Annotated in this window: 21 protein-coding genes; 11 read left to right on the top strand and 10 right to left on the bottom strand. The window is 72.9% G+C overall.

What is annotated here, in order from left to right; genetic code table 11:
- From AMY39116_RS44315 to AMY39116_RS45845, 5 genes are all read left to right on the top strand, one after another.
- The coding region (locus AMY39116_RS44315; protein WP_020423127.1) for an MFS transporter at positions 1 to 797 on the top strand (797 nt) is incomplete at its 5' end.
- Positions 798 to 840: 43 nt separating this feature from the next.
- Positions 841 to 1,779, top strand: a complete 939-nt coding sequence (locus AMY39116_RS0339585) for a sugar phosphate isomerase/epimerase (RefSeq protein WP_020423126.1) — start codon at positions 841 to 843, stop codon at positions 1,777 to 1,779.
- Positions 1,776 to 2,720 carry a sugar phosphate isomerase/epimerase gene (locus AMY39116_RS0339580; RefSeq protein WP_020423125.1) on the top strand — a complete coding sequence of 315 codons (945 nt, stop codon included), beginning with the start codon at positions 1,776 to 1,778 and terminating at the stop codon, positions 2,718 to 2,720. Before AMY39116_RS0339585 ends, AMY39116_RS0339580 begins: the two co-directional genes overlap by 4 nt.
- Positions 2,721 to 2,734: 14 nt before the next feature.
- Entirely contained in the window at positions 2,735 to 3,511 is a 777-nt protein-coding gene (locus AMY39116_RS0339575; RefSeq protein WP_020423124.1) for a TIM barrel protein, read from the top strand.
- A 177-nt stretch (positions 3,512 to 3,688) separates the two neighbouring features.
- Positions 3,689 to 4,216, top strand: a complete 528-nt coding sequence (locus AMY39116_RS45845; RefSeq protein ID WP_157358849.1) for a hypothetical protein — start codon at positions 3,689 to 3,691, stop codon at positions 4,214 to 4,216.
- Positions 4,217 to 4,757: 541 nt separating this feature from the next.
- Here AMY39116_RS45845 and AMY39116_RS0339565 read toward each other — a convergent pair.
- Both AMY39116_RS0339565 and AMY39116_RS0339560 read right to left on the bottom strand, forming a co-directional pair.
- Positions 4,758 to 7,115 (bottom strand): glycoside hydrolase family 3 protein, encoded by a 2,358-nt coding sequence (locus AMY39116_RS0339565; RefSeq protein WP_020423122.1) that lies wholly within the window; start codon positions 7,113 to 7,115, stop codon positions 4,758 to 4,760.
- Entirely contained in the window at positions 7,112 to 8,215 is a 1,104-nt protein-coding gene (locus AMY39116_RS0339560; protein ID WP_020423121.1) for an LLM class flavin-dependent oxidoreductase, read from the bottom strand. Before AMY39116_RS0339560 ends, AMY39116_RS0339565 begins: the two co-directional genes overlap by 4 nt.
- A 104-nt stretch (positions 8,216 to 8,319) precedes the next feature.
- Here AMY39116_RS0339560 and AMY39116_RS0339555 point away from each other — a divergent pair, with 104 nt between their 5' ends.
- Complete coding sequence (locus tag AMY39116_RS0339555) at positions 8,320 to 9,258, top strand: LysR family transcriptional regulator (RefSeq protein ID WP_020423120.1); 939 nt, start codon at positions 8,320 to 8,322, stop codon at positions 9,256 to 9,258.
- On the opposite strand, the gene AMY39116_RS0339550 is transcribed toward AMY39116_RS0339555, so the two are convergent.
- From AMY39116_RS0339550 to AMY39116_RS0339535, 3 genes are all read right to left on the bottom strand, one after another.
- Positions 9,224 to 10,195: a nitronate monooxygenase family protein gene (locus AMY39116_RS0339550; protein WP_020423119.1), complete on the bottom strand. Its 972-nt coding sequence runs from the start codon at positions 10,193 to 10,195 to the stop codon at positions 9,224 to 9,226. The genes AMY39116_RS0339555 and AMY39116_RS0339550 overlap by 35 nt on opposite strands.
- Positions 10,196 to 10,272: 77 nt before the next feature.
- Entirely contained in the window at positions 10,273 to 10,653 is a 381-nt protein-coding gene (locus tag AMY39116_RS0339545; protein WP_020423118.1) for a hypothetical protein, read from the bottom strand.
- A gap of 252 nt (positions 10,654 to 10,905) precedes the next feature.
- Positions 10,906 to 11,199 carry a hypothetical protein gene (locus AMY39116_RS0339535; RefSeq protein ID WP_020423116.1) on the bottom strand — a complete coding sequence of 98 codons (294 nt, stop codon included), beginning with the start codon at positions 11,197 to 11,199 and terminating at the stop codon, positions 10,906 to 10,908.
- A 50-nt stretch (positions 11,200 to 11,249) separates the two neighbouring features.
- Between AMY39116_RS0339535 and AMY39116_RS0339530 the strand changes: the two genes are divergently transcribed.
- Both AMY39116_RS0339530 and AMY39116_RS0339525 read left to right on the top strand, forming a co-directional pair.
- Entirely contained in the window at positions 11,250 to 12,707 is a 1,458-nt protein-coding gene (locus AMY39116_RS0339530; protein WP_020423115.1) for a phosphatidylserine/phosphatidylglycerophosphate/cardiolipin synthase family protein, read from the top strand.
- A 36-nt stretch (positions 12,708 to 12,743) separates the two neighbouring features.
- Positions 12,744 to 13,613: an exodeoxyribonuclease III gene (locus AMY39116_RS0339525; RefSeq protein ID WP_020423114.1), complete on the top strand. Its 870-nt coding sequence runs from the start codon at positions 12,744 to 12,746 to the stop codon at positions 13,611 to 13,613.
- Between the two features lie 52 nt (positions 13,614 to 13,665).
- On the opposite strand, the gene AMY39116_RS0339520 is transcribed toward AMY39116_RS0339525, so the two are convergent.
- Entirely contained in the window at positions 13,666 to 14,256 is a 591-nt protein-coding gene (locus AMY39116_RS0339520) for a TetR/AcrR family transcriptional regulator (RefSeq protein WP_020423113.1), read from the bottom strand.
- Between the two features lie 84 nt (positions 14,257 to 14,340).
- Here AMY39116_RS0339520 and AMY39116_RS0339515 point away from each other — a divergent pair, with 84 nt between their 5' ends.
- Positions 14,341 to 15,852: an MFS transporter gene (locus AMY39116_RS0339515; protein WP_020423112.1), complete on the top strand. Its 1,512-nt coding sequence runs from the start codon at positions 14,341 to 14,343 to the stop codon at positions 15,850 to 15,852.
- Here AMY39116_RS0339515 and AMY39116_RS0339510 read toward each other — a convergent pair whose 3' ends face one another.
- Positions 15,853 to 16,971 carry an NDMA-dependent alcohol dehydrogenase gene (locus tag AMY39116_RS0339510; RefSeq protein WP_020423111.1) on the bottom strand — a complete coding sequence of 373 codons (1,119 nt, stop codon included), beginning with the start codon at positions 16,969 to 16,971 and terminating at the stop codon, positions 15,853 to 15,855. It lies immediately after the preceding gene.
- 110 nt (positions 16,972 to 17,081) lie between these two features.
- On the opposite strand from AMY39116_RS0339510, the gene AMY39116_RS0339505 reads away from it, so the two are divergent.
- Together AMY39116_RS0339505 and AMY39116_RS0339500 are read left to right on the top strand one after the other, a co-directional pair.
- Entirely contained in the window at positions 17,082 to 18,002 is a 921-nt protein-coding gene (locus AMY39116_RS0339505; protein WP_020423110.1) for a helix-turn-helix domain-containing protein, read from the top strand.
- An 81-nt stretch (positions 18,003 to 18,083) separates the two neighbouring features.
- Complete coding sequence (locus tag AMY39116_RS0339500; RefSeq protein ID WP_020423109.1) at positions 18,084 to 19,097, top strand: carbon-nitrogen hydrolase family protein; 1,014 nt, start codon at positions 18,084 to 18,086, stop codon at positions 19,095 to 19,097.
- 200 nt (positions 19,098 to 19,297) lie between these two features.
- Here the strand turns inward: AMY39116_RS0339500 and AMY39116_RS0339495 are convergent, their stop codons facing one another.
- The 3 genes from AMY39116_RS0339495 to AMY39116_RS0339485 are packed head-to-tail and all read right to left on the bottom strand — an operon-like array spanning position 19,298 to position 25,157.
- On the bottom strand, positions 19,298 to 24,328 hold the full coding sequence (locus AMY39116_RS0339495) for an RHS repeat-associated core domain-containing protein (protein ID WP_020423108.1): 5,031 nt from the start codon (positions 24,326 to 24,328) through the stop codon (positions 19,298 to 19,300).
- On the bottom strand, positions 24,322 to 24,813 hold the full coding sequence (locus AMY39116_RS0339490) for a YbaB/EbfC family nucleoid-associated protein (RefSeq protein WP_020423107.1): 492 nt from the start codon (positions 24,811 to 24,813) through the stop codon (positions 24,322 to 24,324). The genes AMY39116_RS0339495 and AMY39116_RS0339490 overlap by 7 nt, the downstream gene beginning before the upstream one ends.
- The gene (locus AMY39116_RS0339485) at positions 24,810 to 25,157 is read right to left on the bottom strand and encodes a type VII secretion target (protein ID WP_020423106.1); all 348 of its coding nucleotides are present in this window, start codon (positions 25,155 to 25,157) and stop codon (positions 24,810 to 24,812) included. Before AMY39116_RS0339485 ends, AMY39116_RS0339490 begins: the two co-directional genes overlap by 4 nt.
- Positions 25,158 to 25,319 lie beyond the last annotated feature (162 nt).

The following is a 25,319-nucleotide window of genomic DNA, read 5'->3' as shown; positions in this document are numbered from 1 at the left end:
GCCGCGGCCACGCCGGGCGGGCGCGGTTCGACACGCTCGGCGCGGTCCTGCTCGCCACCGCGGCCACCGGGCTCGTCCTGGTCACCACGGCGGCCGCCGAAACCGGCTGGAACGCGGCCACCGCAACGGGAGCGGCGCTCACCGCACTCGCCGGCGCAGCCGCTCTCGGCTGGGAGCGGCGGGCCGCGAACCCGGTCCTCCCGGTGGCGCTCTTGCGAGACCGCACCGTGCGGTTGTGCTGCGTGCTGGCACTGGCCGGCGGGATCGGCCTGTTCGGCGTGCTGGCCTACGTGCCGACGTGGGTGCAGGAGGTGTACCGCACCTCGGCGACCACCTCGGGACTCCTGTTGCTGCCGGTCACCGTCGGGATCGTCGCCGGGGTCAACGCCTCCGGGTTCGCCGTCCGCCGCTGGGGCGCGTGGCGCCCGTTCCCCGTCGCGGGGTGCGCGCTGTCCGGCGGCGCGGCCGTGGCACTGGCGGGGACCAGCGCGGCACCCCTGCCAATCGTCGCCGCTCTGCTCGCACTACTGGGCCTGGGCACCGGGCTGTTCATGCAGATCGTCGTCGTGGTGGCGCAGGACGCGGGCGGCCCGCGGGTGGTCGGCGCGGTCACGGCCGGACTGGCCTTCGTGCGGGAAACCGGGGTCACCGTCGGCGCCGCCGTGCTCGGCGCCCTGGTCGCCCGGGCGGCAGGCGGTTCGTACGCGCCGGTCTTCACCACCACCGCGGCATGCTTCGCCGCCGGCCTGCTGTGCGCCCTCGCCCTGCCAAAACGATTACTAGAATCAAAATCCTGATTATGTTTCAATGGCAGTCCCGACCTTCTGGAGTTGATCGACGATGACCGCGCTCCGCTGGAGCTACATGGACCACTGGCGGGCCGACAGCCCGCGCGGGCCCGTGACGCAGTACACCGCCCGCCGCCACATGGACGACTTCGTCAAGCAGATCAGCGCGGTCGGGTTCGAGGGCCTGGACATGTTCGACTTCCAGGTCTTCGCGCTGAGCGGCATGTTCGGCTCGGTCGCGAACTACCAGGACTACCTGCGCGACCACGGCATCGACAAGATCGTGAACCTGTTCCGCGGCATCATGTACGACCCGCGCCTGGCCGATCCGCACGTCCGCGAGACCCACGACGAGATCGTCGAGAGCACACGCCGGATGCTGGGGATGTGGCAGGCGCTGGAGATCGAGAACCTCATCGTGATGCCGGCGAGCCTCTACACCGCGGCGGCGCCGGTCACCGACGACAAGATCAAGGCCGCGGCGGAGTGCTGGAGCCGCGTCGGCGAGATGACGCTGACCGAGTTCGGCGTGCGGACGACCGCGCACCACGAGTTCTTCTGCGCGATCCGCACCGAGTCCGACATCCGCAAGTTCTACGACTGGTCGGACCCGCGGTACGTCAGCTTCTTCTGCGACACCGCGCAGCACTGCATCGCCGGGCTCGACCCGGTCGCGTTGTTCCTGGACCTGCACGAGCGCTGCTCCGGGTTCCACTTCAAGGACACCCGCCAGGTCGACACCACCGACGCGTACCGGCACAGCCCGGACGCCGAGCTGATGGCGCCGCAGACCGACCGCTGGTTCCACGAGATGGGCACCGAAGGCGGGCTGGTCGACTTCCCGCGCCTGATGCGGGCGATCCGCGACACCGGCTACACCGGCTGGATCACCGTCGAGCACGACAAGGCCAACATCGGTGGCGACTACGCCGAGGCCACCGCCCTGTCCATGTGGTACGCCCGCAACGTCCTCTCGGAGATCTGCGCATGACCATCCGCCTCGGCTACGCCATCAACCAGTGGAAACCGAACTTCGACGACTTCACCCGCCCCGAACAGCACCGGCGCGCGCTGAAGGTGATCGCCGCGTGCGGCTTCACCGGTGTGGAACTGCGGGCGGGCACCGGCCGGTGGGACCCGCTGGGCCGCCCCTCCTCCATCGCGGCGACCTACGGTTCCACCACCGCCTTCCTCGACCTCGTGCGGGAAATCGGCCTGCGGGTGTGCTCGTACTACGTCGATCCCGGTGAGCCGGTGGACGAGGAGCTCAGCCGCGGCCGGTCCATTCTGGACACCGGTCAGCACGCCGCGATCGTGGAGTCGCTGCGGCCGTTCGCGGAGTTCCTCGCCGAGGCCGGCGCCGACCGGCTGGTGGTGCGGGCGCTGCCGGAGCACGGCGCGCTGACCGACGGGCGTCTCGGCGACGCGGCGGACGGGTGGAACGCGGTCGGCGCGATGGCGGCGAAGTCCGGCGTCCGGGTGTCGCTGCACGTGGACTGCCTGTCCGCGGCGGCCGACGAGAAGGTCCTGGCGGAGCTGCTGGACGGCACCGACCCCGACCTGGTGGGCCTGACCGTGGACACCGCCGAACTCACCGTCGCCGGCCTCGACCCGGTGCACGTGCTGTCCGGCAACCTCGACCGCGTGGACCACCTGCACCTCAAGGACACCCGCTACGTCGACGAAGCCGGTGAGCGGCTGGCCCCGCACGCCGCGGCGAGCATGCTCGCCGAAGGCGGCGCGCGGGAGATCGACCGCTGGTTCTACGAATGCGGCACGCGCGGCGGGCTGGTCGACTTCCCCGCCGTCGCCGCCCTGCTGCGCGACTGGTCGGGCTGGGCGGTGTTCGAGAGCGAGCAGACGCCCAACCCGGCACGCAGCGCCATGCTCAACGGCTGGTACGCCCGCCGCCTGTTCGACCCCAACCGCTGATCGAGGGAGATCCCGTGTCACTGCCCCTGTCCGTCAACGTCGAACTGCTGTTCCGGGAGACCGGCGACGACATCGGCGACCGCATCCGCGCCGCGGCCGACCACGGCTTCGGCGTGGTGGAGATCTGGTCGCACAGCGACAAGGACCTCGACCGCGTGGAGAAAGCGCTCTCCGACACCGGCACCACGCTGCACACGATGCTCGTCGAGGGACGGCTCACCCTCGCCGACCCCGGGACGCACGAGGCGTTCGTCGGTCACGTCCGCGCCGCCGCGGAGGTGGCGAACCGCCTGGGCTGCACCCGGATCGTGACCGGCTCCGGGGTCGGCCTGCCGTACCGGAAGCGGGCCGTGCAGCACGGCATCGTCGTCGAGGCGCTGAAGGCGGGCGCGGACGTCGCGGCCGAGCACGGCGTGACGATCGTGCTGGAGAACCTGAACACCCGCGTCGACCACCCGGGCACCCTGTTCGACACCACGGCCGAGTGCGTCGCCGCGGTGCGCGCGGTCGGCTCGCCCGGGCTCGCCCTGCTCTACGACGCCTACCACTCGCTGCAGATGGGCGAGACGCCCGCGCGGGAACTGGACGGCGCGATCGACGTCGTGTCGCACGTGCAGATCGCGGACCTGCCGGACCGCGGCGAGCCGGGCAGCGGCACCGTCGACTGGGCCGCGCGGCTGGGGGAGCTGCGGCAGCTGGGCTACGCGGGACCGTTCGGTCTGGAGTACGTGCCGACGACCGGTTCGGCGGACTCGCTGCGGGCTATCACGGAGATCGCCGCCGCGCTCTGACGTGGTGCGGCCGGGTGGCCGTTGCGCCATCCGGCCGCACCACTTGCGCCGCCCGCGCCACCCGCGCTGGTCCACAAAGGACCAGATTCGGGGCGCAGTATCGTTCGGCTCCCCCAACCGGAGTTCGAGCGGAGAAGTCCCATTTCCAGGTATGACAGAACCGGCCGCGGGCCGGGCGTGCGCAGGGTGCTCGGTGTCGCGGCGGGAGTCGCGCTGGTCTTCGGCCTGACGGCGTGCGGTGACGGCGGTCAGGCGCAGATCGTCCCGCCGGCGGCAGCCAAGCCTTCGCTGGAGGCGGAGGTGGCCGCCACGACGCCGGCCGCCGCCACCGCGGCCTGGGTGTCCGCGGTGCTGGAGAACCGGTACGACGCGGCGTGCGAGCTGATGGTCGACGAGGGCACGGAACCGCCGCAGCGGGTGAGCCCGGAGATGTGCACCCAGGCCGGCTCGACGCTCGACGGCCTGCGCGAGGCGTGGCGGAAGGACGTCGTGACGCTGCCCGCGCAGGTCACGGTCGCCGACATCACGCCGCAGGGCCAGACCGCGCTGGTGCCGGACACGGACGTGCACGTGAACGGGCACTCGCTGCGGGACCTGCAGCTGATCGGCGCCACCGGCGGTGGGTCGTTCCAGCTCAACCTCGCGCTGCGGCAGCTGGGAGCGGCCTGGTTCGTCAGCGACGTGAACATGAGCTTCGGCGGCTGACCGGCCGGAGCGAGTCCCATCGCGGATCCACCGGTGCGGCGCCGCGGTGGAAGCGGCGAACTCCGGCTTGCTCTTGGCGATGTGGCTGTGCAACCCGTGCGCAAAGGCCAGCCCCGCAACCCATGCGCATGGCCGAGCGATTGTGCCGTCGATGCTTCGGCGGCTGACCGCGGAGCGAGGCCGACCGCGAGTTCCGCCGCGGATTCCACCAGTGCGCCGCCCGCCGTGGAGGCGGCCCGCTTCTCGGCGATGCACTGGTGCGACCCGTGGGCGAACGTGCCGGCCCTTCGTAGCCCTGCGCAGGGCCGAGGGATCTGCTGTCGACGGCGGCTGACCGGCCGGAGTGAGTCCTATCGCGGATCCACCGGTGCGGCGCCGCGGTGGAAGCGGCGAGCTCCGGCTTGCTCTTGGCAATGTGGCGGTGCAACCCGTGCGCAAAGGCCAGCCCCGCAACCCATGCCCATGGCCGAGCGATTGTGCCGTCGATGCTTCTGCGGCTGACCGGCGGTGGTGGGGGACACCGGTCCCCCACCACCCGGCGTCACCACTCCCGCGTCAGCGTCTGCGTGATCTCCTCCACCGAGCGGCCCACGAGCACCTCATGCCCACCCGGCGGCACCACCCACCCGCCATCGCACCACCGCTGCCACACCCGCTCCCCCAGCGCAACCACCACCCCGGCCGTCTCGCCCGGCTCCAACCACACCCCGGCAAAGCCCGCCAGCCGCGCATCCACCTCGCCCGGCGCGCGCACGTAGACCTGCACCACCTCGCGGCCGCGGCGCGGGCCGGTGTTGGTCACGTCCAGCCGCACCAGGTCGCCGTCCACCCGGGCTGGGCCGAAGCGGAACGTCGTGTAGCCGAGCCCCGAGCCGAACGCGAACCGCGCCCGCGTCCCGGTCCGGGCCAGGTGCCGGTATCCGGTGGGCTCCGCGGCGCGGTAGTCGCGGCGCAGGTCCGCGTCCAGCATCTCGCCGTGCGTGGACCGGTCCTCGTCGCGCAGCGGGACCGTGACCGGCATCCGGCCGCCGGGTTCATCGTCGCCCGCGAGGACCCTCGCCAGCGCGTCGCCGAACCCCTGCCCGCCGAACCAGCCCTGCAGCACCGCGCCGACGTCGCCGGCCCACGGCGCGTCGACCGGCCGTCCGGCGTTGAGGACCACCACGGTCCGCGGGTTGACGCGGCCCACCTCGCGGATCAGCTCCTGCTGCGCCTCCGGCAGCGCCGAGGTCGCCAGATCCCGGCTCTCGCGCGAAGTCTCCAGCTCGTCCCCGACCACGAGCACCACCGCATCGGCCTCCGCCGCCGCCTGCCGCGCACGGGCCAGCGCCCCCGGTTCCGGCGGCGGGGTGCACGACACCGTCAGCGCCTGCACCCGGCTGCCCGCCGACGTCATCTCGGCGACCACGGTCACCGGCTCCCCGGCGCACAGCTCGATCCCGGCGCCGGTGGTCTCCGCCCGCGCGACCTGCCCCATCACGTCGCCCGGCGCGGGAGCCGGCCGCGAAGCCAGGACCACACCATCGACAGCCAACACAGCGGCACCCGAACCGCCCGCGCCGAACGTCCACCGCCCGCCGACCTCAGGCGTGAACACGGCGGTCAGCCGCAGCACTCCCGGCTCGGTCGTCGGCCCCGCGCCGGGCACCTCGCCGAACCAGATGAAAGCGCTGTCACCACGCACCTTCGACAGCACCAGGTCACCACCGCGGAAGTGCTCCAGCAACACACCCGGCCGCCCGTCCGGAGTGGACACGTCGAAGGCGCCCAGCGTCGTCGCCGGGACGCTGTCCACTCCGCGTTCGTGCATCACCGCACCGGGAAAGCGCTTGCGCAGCGCATCGAGCGGTGTGGTGGCGCCGCCCTCAGGCCGGATCCGGCCGAAGGTCGCGCCCTGGTAGCAGGGCCGGTCCGCGTTCGGCCCGATCACCGCCAGCCGCACGCCCGGCTCCAGCGGAAGCACACCGTCGTTGCGGCACAACACGAACGACGCCACGGCGGCGTCGGTCAGCACCTGGTGGGCGCGTTCCGGCGGCATCGCGGGCGCGGTGACCTGGCGGCTGCTCCCCTCCAGCGCGCCCACCCGGGCGGCCAGCCGCAGCAGCCTCGTCACGGCGTCGTCCAGCCGTTCCCGCGGCACCTCCCCGCGCTCCACCGCCTCGGCCAGACGCACGCCGAAGTGGATCGCGGGGCCCGGCATCTCCAGGTCGAGCCCGGCGAGCGCGGGGCCGAGGGTCTCGTGCAGGGCGAAGTAGTCGGACACCACGAGCCCGTCGAAACCCCACTCCTCCTTGACGATCGCCAGCAGTTCCGCGTGCGCGGCGCAGGGCGTGCCGTTCAGGCGGTTGTAGGCGGTCATCAACGCCCACGCGCCGGCGCGCACCGCATGCTCGAAGGGTCGCAGGTACACCTCGCGCAGGGCGGTGTCGTCGACGTCGGCGCTCATCCGCTGCCGTTCGGTCTCGGTGTCGTTGCACACCAGGTGCTTCGGCACCGCGGCGACGCCCTGTCCCTGCAAGCCTTCGACGAAGGCCGCGCCGAGCACCCCGGCCAGCAGCGGGTCCTCCGACAGCATCTCGAACGTCCGACCGGACAGCCCAGTGCGCGCGAGGTTGAGGTTGGGCGCGTACACGGCGTCGAAGCCGCGGCGACGGGCCTCCGAGCCCTCGGTCGCCGCGACCGCGCGCACCACGTCCGGGTCCCAGGTCGCGCCCAGCGCGATGCCGCTGGGCAGCAGCAGCGACGTCTCCCGCTCGTCGAACGTCGGGCTGACCAGGCCGAGCGGGCCGTCGACCAGGTGGACCGGACGCAGCCCGGCGGCGGGTTCGGCCGGGGTGCGGTACCCGGTCTCCCCCGCCGTCAACGCCGCCTTGCGCGCCGTGTCCAGCGCGCCGGTCACGCCGCGGCCCGGAAGCGGGGCATGACGCGCGTGGCGAACAGCTCCATGGACCGCCGGCCGAACGCGACGCGCTCCGGGGTCAGCGGGCCGCCGAGGAAACCACCCAGCACGTTGCCGATCCCGATGCCCTGAATCTCGCGCAGGTGCTCGGTGACGGTTTCCGGGCTGCCCCACAGGCACCAGGTCCGCTGGTAGCCGGGCTTGCGGGCGTCCGGCGGCGGGGGCAGCGCCACGCCGGTGATCCGCTCGGCGGCCGCGTTCGCGACGTGCTCGCGCTCGATCGCCTCCTGGTACTGCTCCATCAGCAGCTGCAGCTCCTCCTCGGCCTGCTCGTCGGTCTCGGCGAGGTGCACGTGCTGGTAGGTGTGCGTGGTCCACTCCAGCGCGCGGGCGACGCGGGCCTCGTCGTGCCCGGCCGCTTCGAGGGCTTCGCGGTAGGCCTGGAAGTAGCGGCGCAAGTGCTCCAGCGGGCGGCCGTCGTCGATGGTCGGCGGGGTGAAGGCGAGGATGAACGCGGGCTGGGCCTTGTCCGCGGCGCGCTGCGTGCTCGACGGGCGGGCGGCGACCGACATCAGCTGCGGGCCGTCCGCGGAGTAGGGCGCGGGCACGATCCGCGAGACGACCGAACCGCGGTAGTGCCCGTTGTCGAACTCGACCGGCGGGTCGGAGATCTTCTTGGCCCACAGGCGTTCCACGATCTCCAGATTGGACACCGACAGCTGCGCGGTGTCCTTGTAGTTGATGCCGAGCCCGATCATCTCCTCGGGTGTGGTCCCGCTGCCGGTGCCGACGAGGACCTTGCCGTCGGTGAGCTGGTCGATGAGGTTGAGCCGCTCGGCGAAGCGCACCGGGTGGTGCAGCGGGATGGTCTGCACGGAGAACCCGAAGTGCAGACGGGGCAGCTTCGCGGCGAGGTAGGCGGCGAACACCACCGGGTCGCTGGCCGGTGGCGCGTAGCCGGTGAAGTGGTGGTCGGGCAGGAAGACGGCGTCGAAACCGAGCCGTTCGGCCTCCACCGCGTGGTCGACCATCGCCTCGATGACGGGCCGGTCGTCCGCCGGGCCTGCGGACCGGGTGGTCAGGAACGCGGAGAAGTGCACGGCGACCTCCAGTGGTCGGTCAAAATAAATTCAGAATCTTGATTCGGATTTTTAGCGTAGACTGCTCCGCGTCCCCGGGTCAACGGCGAGCGAAGAGGGAGACGATGAACCTCACGAACCTGGACCTGAACCTGCTCGTCCCCCTCGACATGTTGTTGCGGGAGAAGAGCGTCACGCGCGCCGCCGCCCGGCTCGGGCTCAGCCAGCCCGCGCTGAGCTCGTCGCTGGCGCGGTTGCGGCGGCACTTCGGCGACCAGCTGCTGGTCCGCAAGGGCAACGCCTACGAGCTGACACCGCTGGCCGCCCAGCTGCGACCGCGCGCGGAGGCGGCGCTGACCGGGGTCCGGCAGGCGTTCAGCCGCCACCCGGGGTTCGACCCGGCGACCTCGGACCGGGAGTTCCGGATCCTCGGGTCGGACTACGTGATGGCCGTGCTGGGCGGCGCGGTCGGCGCGATCCTCGACGAGCGCGCGCCGGGGATGCGCCTGCGGTTCGAGCCCGCCTCACCACCGGTCGTCGAGCAGGCGCCGGAGAGCCTGCGCGGGGCCGACGCGGTGCTGTTGCCGCACGGGTTCCTGCACGGCGTCCCGCACCTGGACCTGTTCTCCGACACCTGGTGCTGTGTCGTGGCGACGGCGAACGAGCAGGTCGGGGACGCCCTGACGATGGACGACCTGCGGAAGCTGCCGTGGGTGTTCACCTACCTGTCCGCCACCGCGTTCACCACCGTCGCGCGGCAGCTGCAGGCGCTCGGGATCGAACCGCGGGTGACCGCCGTCGTGGAGAGCTTCCTCGCGCTCCCCCACCTGGTCGCGGGAACGGACCGGATCGGGCTGATCCAGGGCCACCTCGCGGCGCGGCTGTCCGGTTTGGACGGTGTGCGGGTCCTGCCGTGCCCGTTCGAGCCCGTGCCGCTCGTGGAGGCGCTGTGGTGGCACCCGGCGCACGAAGACGACCCGGAGCACCGCTGGATGCGGGAAGTGTTCGGCGAGGCCGGGCGCGCCCTGCCTAACGCAGCACCCCCGCCAGCCGGCCGGCGATGAGCTCGCGCGCCTCGGTGACGATGCGCTCGATCAGTTCGGCGACGGTGGGCACGTCGTTGATGATGCCCTGCACCATGCCCGCCGACCAGATGCCCAGTTCCAGGTCGCCGTCCTCGAAGACCTTGCGGCCGCGGGCGCCGGCGACCAGGTCGCGCACGTCCTCGAACTTCCCGCCCCGGTCCAGGATGCCGACCACCTCGCGGGAGACGGAGTTGCTCGCCACGCGGGCGGTGTTGCGCAGCGGGCGGAAGATCAGCTCGGTGTCCCGCTCGGTGGCGGCGACCAGCTGCGCCTTGACGTTGTCGTGCACCGGGGCTTCGGCGGTGGCGAGGAAGCGGGTGCCCATGTTGATGCCGTCCGCGCCCAGCGCCAGCGCCGCCACCAGCCCGCGCGCGTCGCCGAACCCGCCCGAGGCGATCATCGGGATGGTGATCTTCTCCGCGGCGGCCGGGATCAGCACCAGGCCGGGGATGTCGTCCTCACCGGGGTGCCCGGCGCACTCGAAGCCGTCGATGGAGATGCCGTCCACGCCCAGCTCCTGGGCCTTCACGGCGTGGCGGACGCTGGTGCACTTGTGCAGCACCTTGACCCCGCCCGCGCGGAAGGCGGGCAGGTGCTCGGCTGGGTTGAAGCCCGCGGTCTCCACCACCGGGACCCCGGACTCGACGATCACGTCGCGGTACTCGGCGTACGGCGGCGGGTTGATCGAGGGCAGGATGGTCAGGTTGACGCCGAACGGCTTGTCGGTCAGCTCCCGGCAGCGCGCGATCTCCTTCGCGAGGTCCTCCGGAGTCGGCTGGGTGAGCGCGGTGAGGAACCCGAGGCCGCCCGCGTTGGCGACGGCCGAGGTCAGCTCCGCGCGGCCCACCCACTGCATCCCGCCCTGCACGATCGGGTACTCCACCCCGAAGACGTCGCAGAACCGCGTGCGCACCATTGCGTCAGCCCCTTCCGGTGTCCTGAGAGAGCCGACGATAACGCGGCTGAACGAGCGCTAGGTATGGGCCGTGAAGTTCATCTCCTCGAGCCGGAAGGCTTGACAGGCTCCCAGCGGCTGAAGGCGAACGGCGGCCAGCCGAGGTCCACGGTGATCCACCGGAACGGCGGGCTGGTGTTGATGCGCAGCTCCTCGTGGAACGGCATGCGGCGGAAGCGGTAGCCCGCGGTCAGGACGGCGATGGCGTGGTCGGCCAGTTCCACCTCCGACAGCCAGGACCGCTGCCTGCGGTCCCCTGCCCACCGCGCCGGCAGCTCGTCCGGCTCGCCGTCGAATTCGTAGAGCACGCTGACACCGCCAACCCGGTCCACCGACAGGAAACCCTGGCCCTCCTCGCACGTCACGACCAGAACGGGGCTCGCCGGGCCGGGTGGCGCGAAGCGGATCTCCTGCTGCACGTCCGTTCCCGGGCTCGCCTGCCGCCCCTGGACGCCAGTGCGCTCCTCGACGAGCGCCGCGACCGCCTCGGCCCAACGGCGCCCGCGCGGCCAGTTCGGCGCTACCGGAGGTCATCGGCCAGCCGCCGGAGCACCTGGGCCACCATCCCGCCCAGCGGGACCACTTCCACGCACAACCGCTGCCGCGTTCCCGACGCGGCGCGCCCCCCGACGGCGCCGGCGACCGCCTCGGCCCAACCGGATCCGCCCCCACTACCCGACATCATCGGCCAACCGCCGGAGCACGTGGTCCGCCACCTCACCCAGCGGGACGACCTCCTCGAATCGGCCCTGCTCGTCCTCGAACGCCAGCGCCTCCGGCTGGGGCGCCGCGATCGCGTCGAGTTCCGCGTCGCCCGCGCGGAAGGTGATCCACCAGTGCCACGGCGCGCTCGGGGGCGGCTCCACCGCGGGTTCGACCTCGATCACCACCCGGTGGCCGCGCGCCGCGAACGCCGCGGACCACGTTTCTTCCCAACTGCGCAGCGCCTCGCGTTGCCGGTTCATCCCGCCAATCTTGCCCGGCGAACCCGCCCGATCTGTAGTGACATTGGAGTATGACGACGTTCCGCTCACTCCTGGACAAGGTGGACGAACGCCTCGGCGACGGGCTGGAGCACGCGCTCTGCGCCCACCACGAACGCCGCCTGCGCAGGCTCGGCTGGGGCGAGGTCCTCGAACCCACCGGGACCGAGGACCGCTTCGGCGGGCGGGCCGTCACCCGGCACGGCAACCGCCTGGAGGTGCTCGTCGACGGCGAAGAAGCGCTGCCCGCCATCGCGGCCGCCATCCGCGGCGCGAAGTCCCACGTGCACATCGCCAACTGGCACGCCAGCCCGGACTTCCGGCTGACCCGCGAACCGGACGCGCCGACCCTGCGCGACCTCCTCGCCTCGACCGCCCAGCGCGGCGTGGACGTGCGCCTGCTCGTGTGGGCAGGCCCGCCGGTGCCCACCTTCCAGCCCACCCGCGGGATGGTCCGGGCGGAGCAGCGGAAGTTCACCGAGAACACCGCCGTCCGGTGCGTCCTGGACGCCCGCGAACGGACGATGCACTGCCACCACGAGAAACTGGTCGTGGTCGACGACGAGGTCGCCTTCGTGGGCGGGGTGGACTTCACGGCGCTGGAAGGCGACCGCCACGACAGCCGCGAGCACCCGCCGGACCGGCCGATCGGCTGGCACGACCTGATGACCCGGCTGCACGGGCCGGTCGTCGCCGATGTCGCGGAGCACTTCCGGCAGCGCTGGACCGAGGTGGCCGGCGAAGAGCTGTCCAAGCCCGCGACGCCGGAACCGGCGGGCACCAGCAACGTGCAACTGCTGCGCACGGTCCCGGACAAGACCTACGCCTTCGCGCCGCAGGGCGAGTTCACGATCCTCGACGCCTACCTGCGCGCGCTGCGCTCGGCGCGACGGCTGGTGTACCTGGAGAACCAGTTCCTGTGGTCGCCGGAGATCGCGGAGGTCCTGATCGACAAGCTGTGCGACCCGCCGGACGAGAAGTTCCGCGTGGTGCTGCTGCTGCCACGCAAACCGAGCAACGGCGCGGACACCACGCGCGGCCAGCTGGGCCGGCTCCTGGACGCCGACGACGGCAACCACCGCCTGCTGGCCACCACGATCAGCAGCCACGACGGCGAGTCGTCGGCGCCGGTGTACGTGCACGCGAAGCTCGGCATCGTGGACGACGAGTGGATGACGATCGGCTCGGCGAACCTCAACGAGCACTCGCTGTTCAACGACACCGAGGTCAACGTCGCGACCGACGACCGCGACCTGATCCGCGCCACCCGGCTGCGCCTGTGGGCCGAGCACCTGAGACGGCCGGCCGCGGACCTGGACGCCGACCCCACCGACGTCGTCGACAACCTGTGGCGCCCGATCGCCGAAGAGCAGGCCGAGCGCGAACGCCGCGGCGAGCCGCGAACCCACCGGCTGGTGCTGCTGCCCGGGGTGTCCCGCCGCGCGGAACGGCTGCAGGGCCCGCTGCGCGGCCTGCTCGTCGACGGCTGAGCCGAGGGCGGGCGCCGCGGGCGCATCCGCACTAGCGTGGGCGGCGTGCGTGTGGCGACCTGGAACGTGAACTCCGTGAAGCAGCGGGTGCCGAGGCTGCTGCCGTGGCTGGACCAGCGGCAGCCGGACGTCGTGTGCCTGCAGGAGACCAAACTGGCCGACGACGCCTTCCGCGACCTGCTCGGCGACGAGCTCGCGAACCGCGGCTACGAGACCGCACTGGCCGGTGAGCCGCGCTGGAACGGCGTCGCGATCCTGTCCCGGGTGGGCCTCGACGACGTCGTCACCGGCCTGGCCGGCGCACCGGGCTTCCCGCACCCCGAGGCGCGCGCGGTGGCCGCGACCTGCGGCGGCGTCCGGATCCACTCGCTGTACGTGCCCAACGGCCGCACCCCCGGCTCCGACCACTACCAGTACAAGCTGGCGTGGCTGGCGGCGTTGCGTGAGGTCGTCGCGGACGGACCGGAAGCCGCGATGCTGTGCGGCGACATGAACATCGCGCCCGCCGACGCCGACGTGTTCGACCCGGCGGCCTACGAGGGCCACACCCACGTCACGCCACCCGAGCGCGCCGCGCTGGCCGCGCTGACCGGCCTGGGCCTGCGGGACGTGGTCCGGGACCGCTGGCCGCACGAGCGGGTCTTCACCTACTGGGACTACCGGGCCGGCATGTTCCACCAGGACCTCGGCATGCGCATCGACCTGGTGCTGGCCTCGGCCCCGGTGGCCGGGCGGGTGGCGGCGGCGTGGGTCGACCGGCACGCCCGCAAGGGCACCGGGCCGAGCGACCACGCCCCGGTGATCGTCGACCTGGACGAAGCCCCCGACGGCGACATCGGCCCGGTCGTGCCGCCGCCGTCCGCGCGGGGACGCAAGGGCAAGGTCACGCTGCCGCAGTCGAAGTGACTCGGTCCGCGCTGCGCCACGCCCGGCGCAGCGCGGACATCAGCTCCGCCGGTCAGGCACGGGCCAGGAAGTCGTCCACCAGGCGCACGCAGAAGGCCGCGTCGCTGGGGCGCCGCAGGATCAGGGCGTTGAACAGCAGCGGGCCGACGAGCCGGGCGGCCGCGAAGTCGACGTCCTCCTCGCCGGGCAGGCAGTCGGCGAGAACCGCGTCGAACGGACGGCGGTAGGTGTCCACGACGTGCTCGCGCAGCGCGGCGAGCCTGCCGCGCTCGCCCTCGTCCGGCGCGCCGCCGCCGTCCAGGCCGATCGCGGCCATCCACACCAGCGCGGCCATCGCCGGGGCGCCCTCGATCTGCCCGGCCTGCGCCCGCACCAGGCGCAGCAGGCGCTCGCGCGGCGTGCCGCCGGCGGGCGGGTCCAGCGGTGGCAGCAGTTCGCGGAAGGCCGCCGCCAGCAGTTCGGTGTTGTTCGGGAAGTGCCGGTACAGCGTGGAGCGGGCGACACCGCTGCGCGAAGTGACCGCCTCGATCGTCACCGCCCGGACGCCACCCTCGGACAGCAGGGCGACGGCCGCGGACAGGATCGCCGACCGCGACCGGTCCAGCCGCGGGTCACGGCGGCCCGGCACCTGCTGCGTCGTCACGGCCGGATTCTCCCAGAACTGTTTTCAGAACTGCCAGTACTGCTACGATACCGATGGTTTCGTTTCCTGTCGGAACGAGGTGGCATGCGCGTCGTCGCACGGTCCGGGCTCTCGTCGTCTTCGGCAGCGCGCCGCGCCTGGACCGTGGGCGTGATGTGCTCGGCGGTCGGCCTGGTGATCGCCATGGTCACGATCGTCAACACCGCGCTGCCCGCGCTGGCCGCGGACACCGGTGTCACGCAGGCGCAGCAGACCTGGATCGTGGACGTCTACACGCTGGTGCTGGCCGCGCTGGTGCTGCCGATGGGCGCGCTGGGCGACCGCTACGGCCGTCGCGGCGTGCTGGTCATCGGGCTGGCGGTGTTCGCGGCAGGCTGCGCCGCTCCCCTGCTCGCCGAGTCGCCGGCCTGGCTGATCACGGCGCGGGCGCTGACCGGTTTGGGCGCGGCGATGATCATGCCCGCCACCCTGTCGATCATCAACTCGAGCTTCCCGCCCGAGCGGCGCGGGCGGGCGATCGGCATCTGGGCGGCGGTGGCCGGCCTCGGCGGTCTCGGCAGTCTGGTCATCGCCGGGTTGCTGCTGCAGCACTTCTCGTGGCATTCGGTGTTCCTCGGCCCGGCCGTGCTGTCCCTGCTGCTGGCGCTGGCCTGCGTGACGGTGCCGACCTCGCGCGAGCGGGTGCACCACCGGTTCGACTCGGCCGGCGCCGCGCTCGGCGCGCTCGCGATCGGGGCGCTGGTGTTCGGCATCCTGCGGGCGGCGGACGTGGGGTGGGCCGACGCCGAGGTGATCGTGGCGCTGGTGGCCGGTGTCGTGCTCGGCGCGGTCTTCGCGTGGTTCGAGGCGCGGCACGCGGCGCCGCTGCTGGACGTGCGGCTGTTCCGCAACCGCGCCTTCGCCACCGGGTCGGTGTCGGTGACCGTGCAGTTCACCGCGGCGTTCGGCGCGTTGTACGTGCTGGCGCAGTACCTGCAGCTGGTGCAGGGTTACGGGCCGCTGGAGTCGGGCCTGGTGCTGTGGCCGATCGCGGTGTCGCTGCTGCCGCTGTCGATGGCTTCGGCGCACATCGCGCAGCGGATCGGGCTGGGCGCGCTGACCTGCCTCGGGCTGGTCGTCGTGGTCGCCGGGGTGCTGCTGCTGGGCCGGCTCGGGCCGAGCAGCTCGTACGTGGAACTGGCGATCGCGGTGTGCGTGCTGGGCGGCGGGCTCGGCCTCACCGCGCCCGCGGCCACCAGCGCGATCTTGGACAACGTGCCGCCGGACAAGTACGGCGTCGCGTCGGCGGTCAACGACGCGACGCGGGAAATCGGTGCGGCGCTGGGGATCGCGCTCGCCGGGAGCGTGCTGTCGGCGACCTACACCCCGGCGGTGCGCCCGGCGACGGAGGCGCTTCCGGCGGTGGCGCGGGAGGCCGCGGACGGGTCGCTCGCCGGGGCGCTGGCGGTCGCCGATCGGCTCGGCCCGGCGGGCCGGCAGGTGGCCGACGCCGCGCGGGCCGCGTTCTCCGACGGGATGTGGTTCAGCCTGCTGGCGCTGGCCGGCATCGTCGCGGCCGGCATCGTCGCCGCCGCGTGCCTGCGCCCGCCGCGCTGATCAGCTCTCGTGCAGGATGACGCCGCGGATGTTGCGCCCGGCGTGCATGTCGGCGTAGGCCTGGTTGACCTCGTCCAGCCGGTAGGTCGTGGTGATCAGCTCGTCGAGCTTGAGCGTGCCGGCCTGGTACATGCGGGCCAGCCGGGTGATCTCGTAGCTCGGGGTGCCCATGCCGAAGATGACGCCCTGGATGCGCTTCTGCATCATCGACAGCGCCCACAGGTTGATCGGCAGGCCCTCGTCCTTGACGTCGCCGATGCCGGTGACCACGACGGTGCCGAACTTGCCGATCGCGTTGACCGCCTGCGCGACGTGGTCGCCGGTGGTGATGCCGACGGTGACGACGGCGGAGTGCGCGCCCTGCCCGTTGGTGACCGACCGGGCGAAGTCCGCGGCCTCGTTGATGTCGGCGAACGCGTGGGTGGCGCCGAACTCCAGGGCCTTGTCGCGCTTGAAGGCGACCGGGTCGACCGCGAGGACGTACGCGGCGCCCCGGGCGCGGGCGCCCTGCACCGCGTTCATGCCGACGCCGCCCACACCCATCACGATCACTGTGTCGCCGGCCTTCACCTCGGCGCCGTACTCGGCCGAGCCCCACCCGGTCGGCACCCCGCAGGAGAGCAGGGCGGCGACGTGGAACGGGATCTCCGGGTCGATCTTGGTGAGGGAGAACTCGGGCACGATCGCGTGCTGGGCGAAGGTGCCGACCATGGTCATCTGGGCGACGTCCGCGCCGTCCAGGTGGGCGCGGTAGGTGCCGTCGGCCATGCAGCCGCTCAGGGCGTACATGCCGAGGTCGCAGAGGTTGCCGCGGCCGGACGAGCAGGCCTCGCAGCGCCCGCAGGAGGGCACGAACTGCGCGACGACGTGGTCCCCGGCGGCGAGGTTGCGCACGCCCGGCCCGACCGCCTCGACGACGCCCGCGCCCTCGTGCCCGCCGATGAGGGGCAGGTGCGGCGTCGGCATGTCACCGGTGGTCGCGTGATCGTCGGAGTGGCACAGGCCGGCCGCCGCGAAGCGGACCCGGACCTCGTGCTCCTTCGGCTCGTCCAGGTCGATGTCCACGATCTGCCACTTGCCCGGCTGTTCGAGCAGCGCGGCCGCACGGGTTCGCATCATTGCCCACCTTCACCTCTACAGACGCCGACCTGGCGAAGGTAGAACAGGTTCTAATTCTCGTCAAGCACGCCGGGCTCGACAGGAGCCCCGCGCGGGGTGACAATCCCGGGATGGACCGGCAGTCCCGGGTGGAGCTGAGCACCTCGCAGGTGCCCGCGCAGGACGCGTTCGCCTACTGGCGGGAGATGATCTGCGAGACGTTCGTCCAGCTGGCGGCCGCCCCGGTGACGGCGGGGCCGTTCGCCGGGCGCATCGAGCACGTTCCGGTCGGCGCGCTCGAACTGTCCACTGTGGTCGCCGGTGGGCAGGTGGTCCGCCGCACCCGCAGCCTGATCGCCCGCGGCGCCGACGAGTACCTGCTCGCCAGCATCCAGCTCCGCGGCCGCGGACGGGTCGAGCAGGACGGCCGCGTCGCCGAGCTGACCGGCGGCGACATGGCCTTCTACGACAGCACCCGCCCGTACACGCTGCGCTTCGACGACGACTTCCGCCAACTGGTCGTCCAGGTGCCCAAGCGGGAGCTGGCCCTGCGCGACACCCGCGCCCTCACCGCCCGCACGCTCGGCCCCGGGCCGGGCCAGGTGGTGCCCGCGTTCTTCACCTCACTGGCCGGCGCCGCGAAGGCCGGCACCGCCACCCCGCTGCTGCCGCACGCGCTCGGCCTGCTGTCGGCCGCGGCCTCGTTCGCGGCCCGCACCGAGCCCGCGCCCGATCCGGCGCGTGCCCTCGTCCGGGAGCGGGCGGTCGCGTTCATCCGCCGCAACCTGGCCGATCCCCGGCTGGACGTCGACATGGTCGCGGGGGCCTGCCGCGTCTCCCGGCGCACCCTGTACCGCGTGTTCGCGCCCGGCAGCGTCGCCAGGGAGATCCGCCGGATCCGGCTCGAGCAGGCCCGCGAAATGCTGCGCGCGCACCCGGACCGGCCGGTCGCCAGCATCGCCGCGCGCTGCGGCTTCGACAGCGAATCCGGGTTCCACCGCGCCTTTCGCGCCGAGTTCGGCACGACCCCGGGTGGCACACGCGGTCAGTGACCCCGGCACGCGCGGACAGTCCGGCGGGCGCCCGCCCGCCGCATGATGCCCTCCACCAACGGAAAGCACGGAGGAGGCGTCATGGAGAGCACGGTTCGGGTCGCGGCGGTGCAGGCGGAGCCGGTGTGGCTGGACCTGGCGGGCAGCGTGGAGAAGGCGGTCGCGCTGATCGGCGAGGCCGCGCGAGGCGGGGCGAAGCTGGTGGCGTTCGGCGAGACGTTCGTCCCGGGTTACCCGTGGTGGATCTGGCTCGACTCCCCCGCCGCGGGCATGGCGTTCGTGCCGCGGTACGCCGCGAACTCGATGACCCGCGACGGCGACGAGATGCGGCGGCTCCGCCGCGCCGCCGCCGACCACGGTGTGCACGTGGTGCTCGGGTTCAGCGAGCGCGACGGCGGCAGCCTCTACATGTCGCAGGCGTTCATCTCGGACACCGGCGAGCTGATCTCGGTGCGCCGCAAGCTCAAGCCCACCCACGTCGAGCGCTCGGTGTACGGCGAGGGCGACGGCAGCGACCTGCAGGTGCACGACACGCCGCTGGGCCGGATCGGCGGGCTGAACTGCTGGGAGCACTTCCAGCCGCTGACCAAGTACGCGATGTACAGCCTCGGCGAGGAGATCCACGTCGCGTCGTGGCCGAGTTTCTCGGTCTACCGCGGCGCGGCGACCGCGCTCGGGCCGGAGGTGAACACCGCCGCGAGCCTGGTGTACGCGGTCGAGGGCCAGGCCTTTGTGCTCGCCGCGTGCTCGGTGATCGGCGAAGCGGCGCAGGACCTGTTCTGTGACACCGAAGCCAAGCGGCAGCTGCTGCGGCGCGGCGGAGGCTTCGCCCGCATCTTCGGCCCCGAGGGCACGCCGCTGGCCGAACCGCTCGCCGAGACCGAGGAGGGCATCCTCTACGCCGACCTCGACCCCGCGCTGATCGCGATCGCCAAGTCCGCCGCCGACCCGGTCGGCCACTACTCCCGGCCGGACGTGTTCCGCCTGCTGGTCAACCGCAACCCGGCACCGCGCACAGTGGAGGCGCCCGCGGACCCGGCCCTGGCCACGCCGCCCCACCCGGCCGAGGAGCTGAGCGAACTGCTGCCGGGCTGACACCGCCGCGGGTGCCCCGCTCTCCGGGGCACCCGCGCGGGTCAGGCCGTCAGACGCTGGCGCAGTTCCCAGGACGCGCGCTCGACCCAGCTGTGTGCGAGCCTGCCGTCCCGCACCTCCCACATGGCAGTGCCGGTGAAGGCGATCGGCCGCCCGTCCGGGTCCCAGCGCAGCGGGCCGCGCCTGACCGCCGGAAGTGGTCAGTCCGCCATGCTCACGTCGCTGTCGCGGCGGGGGCGCTTCGCCGGCGGGCCGTCCGGCGACGCGGGGCTGTCCGGTGTGGACGGGCCGGCCGGGCCGGCCGGGCCGGCGGCGTTCGGCGGTGGCGCGATCTTCTGCCACGAGTGCCAAGGCCCGCCCTGGTCCTTGAAGCCCGGGTCGTCCCGGTCCCAGAACGCGCGGTTCGCGCCGTTGTCCGGGCCGGGGCTCTCGTAGCGCTCCTCCGACGAACCGCTGGCGTTGGAGCGGCCGCGGTCCTCGATGCCGTGGTAGGTGCTCGTCTCCTTGTTGTGCTCCAGGTTGTCCGCGCGAGTGCTCTGCATGCCGCCGTGGTGGTTCCAGTGCGTGCTGGCCGACGGCTCGTGCCCGAGGACGCCCTTGCCGTGCCCCTTGATCTCGTTGCCCGGCAGCCCGGCGTACCCGGCGTCGCCGGGCTCCTTGGTGTCGAAGCGCCGGTTCGGGTCCATCAGCCAGTCCTTGAGCTGCTTGCCCTTGATCTCCTGGCCGGTCACCGGGTCGATCGGGATCGGCGACTTCGCCGCGTCCTTCCACAGCGGCAGCATGTTGCCGTGGTCGTGGCTCGGGTTGTCGTACCCGGCCGCCTCGCGCCGGTTGTACTTGTAGACCTTCTCGCCCTTGCGGTTGAACTTCGGCTTGCCCTGCTTGTCCGTCTTCTGCGCGCCGTACTTGCCGCCCGGGGACAGCTGCTGGTACAGGCTTCCGCCGGGCGAGTTCTTGGTCACCGGGACGGCCGGGACGTTCGTGTTGACCGTCAGCGCGGGCTTCTTGCGCTTGCCCGTGCTCTGCTTCGACGTGCCGCCGGCCGAGCAGCTCTGCGGGGTGAGCCCGAGCGGGTCGGCGAACGCGTGCGGGTTGCCGACGTAGGCGTGCGGGTTCGGCCCGCCTTCGAGCCCGAGCGGGTCCGGGCTCAGGTACCGCGCGAGCGCCGGGTCGTAGTAGCGGAAGAAGTTGTAGTGCAGGCCGGTTTCGGCGTCGGCGTACTGGCCCTGGAACCGCAGCGGCGTGTCGACCGGGCCCGCGGACCGCTCCACCACGGCGCCGAACAGGCTCGTCCGCGCGTACCACGCGATGCCGCCCTGGTCGGTGACGAGCTCGGCGGGCGCGCCGGCGGGGTCGGTGACGACGGCGTGGACCAGCTCCTGGCCGGGCAGCCGGTCCCGCTGGAGCAGCGGGCGGAAGCTGTCCGGCTCGTAGTCCCACACCGTCACCCGCGCACCGTCCGGTGTGGACACCGCCTGCTCGGCGAGCACCTGGCCGTCCCACGCGAAGTCGACCCGCTCCAGCACGTGCACGCCGTCCGCGGCGAGGTGCTCCTTCGCGATCCGCCTGCCCAGGGCGTCGTAGGTGTAGCGCCAGGACGTGCCGTCCGGCGTCAGCACACCCGCCAGCCGTCCGCGCGGGTCCCAGGAGAACCGCGACACCTGCCCGCCGCGGTCGCGCGCCACGACCCGGCCCTGCCCGTCGTGGGCGTACCGGGCACGGCCGGCGGCGGTGACCACTGTGCCCGCGACGGCCCGCGGTCCGAGCAGGTCCTGGTCGGTCACGGTGGGCCAGACCGCCTCGGTGACGTTGCCCGCGGCGTCGTAGGCGTACCGCTCGTGCCAGCGCGGCGTGCGCACCCCGGTCACGCGGCCGCGGTTGTCCAGCGCGAAACCGCGCGGGCCGGTGAGCGTGTCCTCGATCCCGGTGAGCAGGCCGTCCGGCCGGTAGCTGAAGGCTCGGTGACCGGCCGGTGCGGCAGGCCCGGTGAGGGTCTGCGCGCCGAGCAGCCCGCCGGGCAGCCAGGACTGGGTGAGGGCGGCCGCGCCGAACTCGCGCCGCACCTCGCGGCCGGCCAGGTCGTGGGTGAACCGCAGCGCCCGCCCCGCGGCGTGCACCGCGACCGGCTGGTCGGTCGCGTCGTACTCCCACACGCTGTCCGCGCCGGACGGCGTGACCCGGCGGACGCGGCGGCCCTGTGCGTCGTAGACCGAGCGGACCGTGCGGCCGTTGACCGTCTCGGCGAGGACCCGGCCCGCCGCGTCCCGCTCGAAGGTGACGCGGCTCGTGCCGTCCTCGGCCGACAGCAGCCAGCCGGTGGTGCTGTAGGTGTACCGGGTGGTCACTCCCCCGGTGGTCTCCTCGGCCAGGTTGCCCGCCGCGTCGTAGCGGTAGGTGGTGGTCTGCCCGGCCGGGTCGGTCCGCTCCACCAGCTGCCCGGCGGCGTCGTAGCGGTAGCCGACCGAGGCGCCGGTGAAGTCGGTCTCCCGCACCAGGTTGCCCGCCGGGTCGTAGGTGTACCGCCACACGAGCCCCTGCTCGCTGGTGACGGCGGTCAGCCGCATCTCGGTGTCGTAGGCGAAGGAGACGCGGGTGCCGTCCGGCCGGATCTCGGCCGAAGGCAGGTCGAAGTGGGTGACTTCGGCGCGGGTCACCGCCGAGGTCGCGTCGGTGTGCGCCCGGTTGTTTCCCTCGCCGTCGAACACCCACTGTTCGAGCGCGCCGTCGGCGTGCCGGTGCCAGGCGAGCTTGCCGTCCACCGTGTACCCGAAGCGCTCCACCTCGCCAAGCGGGCCGGTGATCGCGGCGACACGGCCGAACCGGTCGCGGTCGTACCGGGTCACGGCGCCCTGCGGGTCGGTCACGGCGACCGGCAGGCCGCTCGCGTCGCAGGCCACGGTGAGCGTGTTGCCGAGCGCGTCGGTGACGGCGGTGACGTTGCCGCGCGCATCGTAGGTGTAAGTGGTGACCGCGCCGTCGGGCTCGGTCACGCGGCTCAGGTTGCCGCGCTCGTCGTACTCCCAGCGCGTGACGACGCCGGGCGCCTCGGTCATGGTCACCGGCAGGCCGGCGGCGTCGCGCTCGATCGTGGTCTCCGCGCCGTCCGGCCGGATCACCGCGGCCAGGTCGCCATCGTCGTCGTAGCGGTACCGGGTGGTGCGGCCCAGCGGGTCGGTCGTGCTCAGCAGGCGGTCGGCGTCGTCCCACTCGAAGGCGGTGGCGTGGCCGAGCGGGTCGACCTCCCGGACCACCTGGCCCGCCGCGTTCAGGTGGAACTCCGTGCGGTGGCCCAGCGAGTCGGTCGAGTAGGTGACGCCGTCGCTGTACTCCATGGTGCCGGTGAGGAACCCGCCGGACCCCTCGGTGCGCACCACGCGGCCGGCGTGGTCGTAGACGTAGCGGTACCACTCGCCGTTGCGGTCGGCCCAGGCGACGACCCGGCCCGCCGCGTCGTAGGAGTAGCGGAACGGCGCGCCGGAGGCGTTGGTGACGTCGGTGAGGCGGCCCGCGGTGTAGCCGTAGCGGACCAGCTCGACCTCGCCGCCCGCGGCGACCGAGTGCAGCGCGGTGATCCGCTCGCCGTCGGTCTCGACGCGGACACGGTAGCCGCCGCTGTGCCGGATCTCGGCGGGCAGGCCGCGCTCGTCGCGGACGAACTCGATCCGGTTGCCGTGCCGGTCGCCGGTCCAGGTCAGCGGCAGTTCACCGGAGCCGGGCGCGAAGTAGAGCACCCGCGCCTGCTCGCGGTCCTCGATCAGGTACCCGCCGTCGTCCGTGCGAGTGAGTGAGCGCCGCGGGCCGCGGGCCGCCGTCGTCCAGGCGCCGTCGGCCGGGTGCGGGAAGTGCTGGAGCGTGCCGTCGGCGGCGGCGAAGCTCACGCCGCGGTCGTGCACCTCCAGCCGCTGGTCCAGTGTGGACACCCAGGCTGCGCCGAGCAGCCGTCCGGCGCGGAACGACGAGAAGTGCGTGCGCTCGAACACCAGCGGCAGCGTGCCGAGGAACTCCGCGTCGACCTCGGTCATCACCATCTGCCCGGTGGCGACGTCGATCGGGTCCTTCTCGCAGCGCAGCTTCTCGATCGAGCGCGGGTTGTCGCCCTGGTCCTTCAGCTTCGGCGTGCCGTCGGTCTTCGGCGGGCTCTTCGGGGCGCCGGACGGCGTGGTGACATCGTTGAGCTTCGGCGGCGCCGACACGGGGGCCGGGCCGGGCTCGGGTGCGGACTTGGCCGTGCCGCCCGGCGGCGGGCCGTCCAGCTTCGGCGGGGCCGAGACCGGCGGGGTGTCCGGTGTGGACGATGCCCTGGTCGTGTCGCCCGGGGTGTCGTTGAGCTTGGGCGGCGGGGCGACCTTCGCCGCGTCCGGTGGCGGCGTCTTCGGCGTGCTGTTCGGGATGGTGCCGCCGCCCTTGCCCGCCATGGGGTCGACGCTCTTCGGGCCCGCGGGGAGGCTGTCCGGCTTGGCCGACGTCGGCGGCTTGTCGGTCTTGATCTTCTTCAGCTTGCCCGCGGTGTCGGTGAAGATGCCGCCGGCCTTCTTCAGCAGCTCCGAGAGCGCCTTGAGCGCGTGGGTCAGCTTCCCGGTGAGGTCGGCGATCTTGGCGGCGGTCTTGGCGACCTCGCTGATCACCTGCGGCACGACCCACGCCAGCGCGATGCCGAGGGTGGCGATCACCTGCAGCGCCCACGAGATCATGTGCCCGACGACCTCGGCGATGATGTCACGCACCAGGGTCCGCACGGCGGCGACGACGGTGCCCGCGGTCTCGATGCCGCTCGCGGTGCCTTCCCCGGCTTCCTTCGCCGCGGCGAGCAGGTCGCCGACGTCCTTGGCCTGCTGCCGGTAGGTGTCGGCGGACGGGCCGGTCCAGCCGGTCAGGTCGGTGTCGACCGCGTTGGCCAGGTCAGTGCCGATCTCGCCCAGCTCGGCCGCGATGTTCTTCCACGTCTCGGAGTGGGCCTTGACCGCGTCCGGGTTGCCCGCGAGCGCGTCGAGGGCGTCCTTGAGCGGGCCGACGTGCTCGATGAGCCAGCCGACGCCGGCGGCGAGGATCGAGCCGAACGGGTCGAGCACGAACCCGAGCGCGTCGAGCCCGGCCGCGGCGGCCCCCAGCGCGCCGGAGGCCCAGTCGCCGCTTTCGATGGCCTTCTTGAGGTCCTGCGCGCCCTCCAGGAGGGAGATCCCCGAGATCGCGGTCGTCGAGCTCTGCTCCTGCGCGACCAGGGGGTTCACCACGGGTTGTTCTCCTCGTCGTCGTCTGTGCGGGCCTGCGGCCGCTCCTCGGCGGGTTCGGCGGCCGCCTGCTCGTCGTCGGTGTCGGCGTCCGGATCGGGGAACCGGCTGCGCAGGTTGTCGACCAGCAGCGAGCGCGTCTGCGGGTCCTCGTCGCCGACCTCCTCCTGCATCACCTCGGCGACCTGCGCGGCGATGCCCGCCTGCGCGCGGCGCATGGTGGCCAGGATCTGCGCGGACAGCTCGTCCAGCGGCATGGTGCGGGCCCGCCCGGACAGGTCCAGATCGGTGACGCTGCCGTCGGCGCGGACCGTGACGCGCACCGAGCCGTCGGTGTTGGCCGAGGTCAGCCGGATCTCCTCGGTACGCGCCTGCGCCGCGCGGTAGCGCTCGGCCTTCTCCGCCAGCCCCTGCGCCCACGCGTTCATCCGCGCGGCCGCCTCGTCCGGGTCGCGCATGAGGTCGCCCAGTCCGTTCGCCGACGTCACCGGATCACCGTGCCGATCCGCGGGCTCACCGGGGTGGCCTCGCGCAGCTGCCGCTCGAACGGCTCGGCGTTGGTCGCGTCCTGGTCCTCGTAGCTGGTGGCCGCGGTGCGGATGTTCTCCGCGGTGATCCGCACGCCCTCGGCCGCGGCCTTGAGCGCCTCGACCGCGTCGCCCTGCGTCGTCGCGTTCACGATCGGCGGCAGGAAGGCGCAGAGCAGGCCGTAGGCGGAGTCGTCCATGACGACCGTGTTGGCGGCGTCCACCGCGGTGTTCAGCCGGTCGGACAGGGCGTCGAGGTGACTGCCGTGCGTGCGCAGCTCGTCTGGGTCGACTTCGTAGGACACGAGGGTTACTTCTTCTCTTCCTGCTTGTTCTTCTTCCAGTCGCCGATGACCGGCGGGGCGACCACGTCACCGCCTTCGAAGAGGTCGGGGTCGCCTTCGAGGTAGTCCGCGACGCGGTGTTCCTTGTCCTCCGCGCCCTGGCCCTTGCCGCCGTGCGGGGCC

This window comes from Amycolatopsis sp. ATCC 39116 (genome assembly GCF_000231075.2).
Lineage (GTDB): Bacteria > Actinomycetota > Actinomycetes > Mycobacteriales > Pseudonocardiaceae > Amycolatopsis_E > Amycolatopsis_E tucumanensis.
Note: the sequence above shows the minus strand (reverse complement) of the source record. Positions and strands in the feature narration are given on the sequence as shown.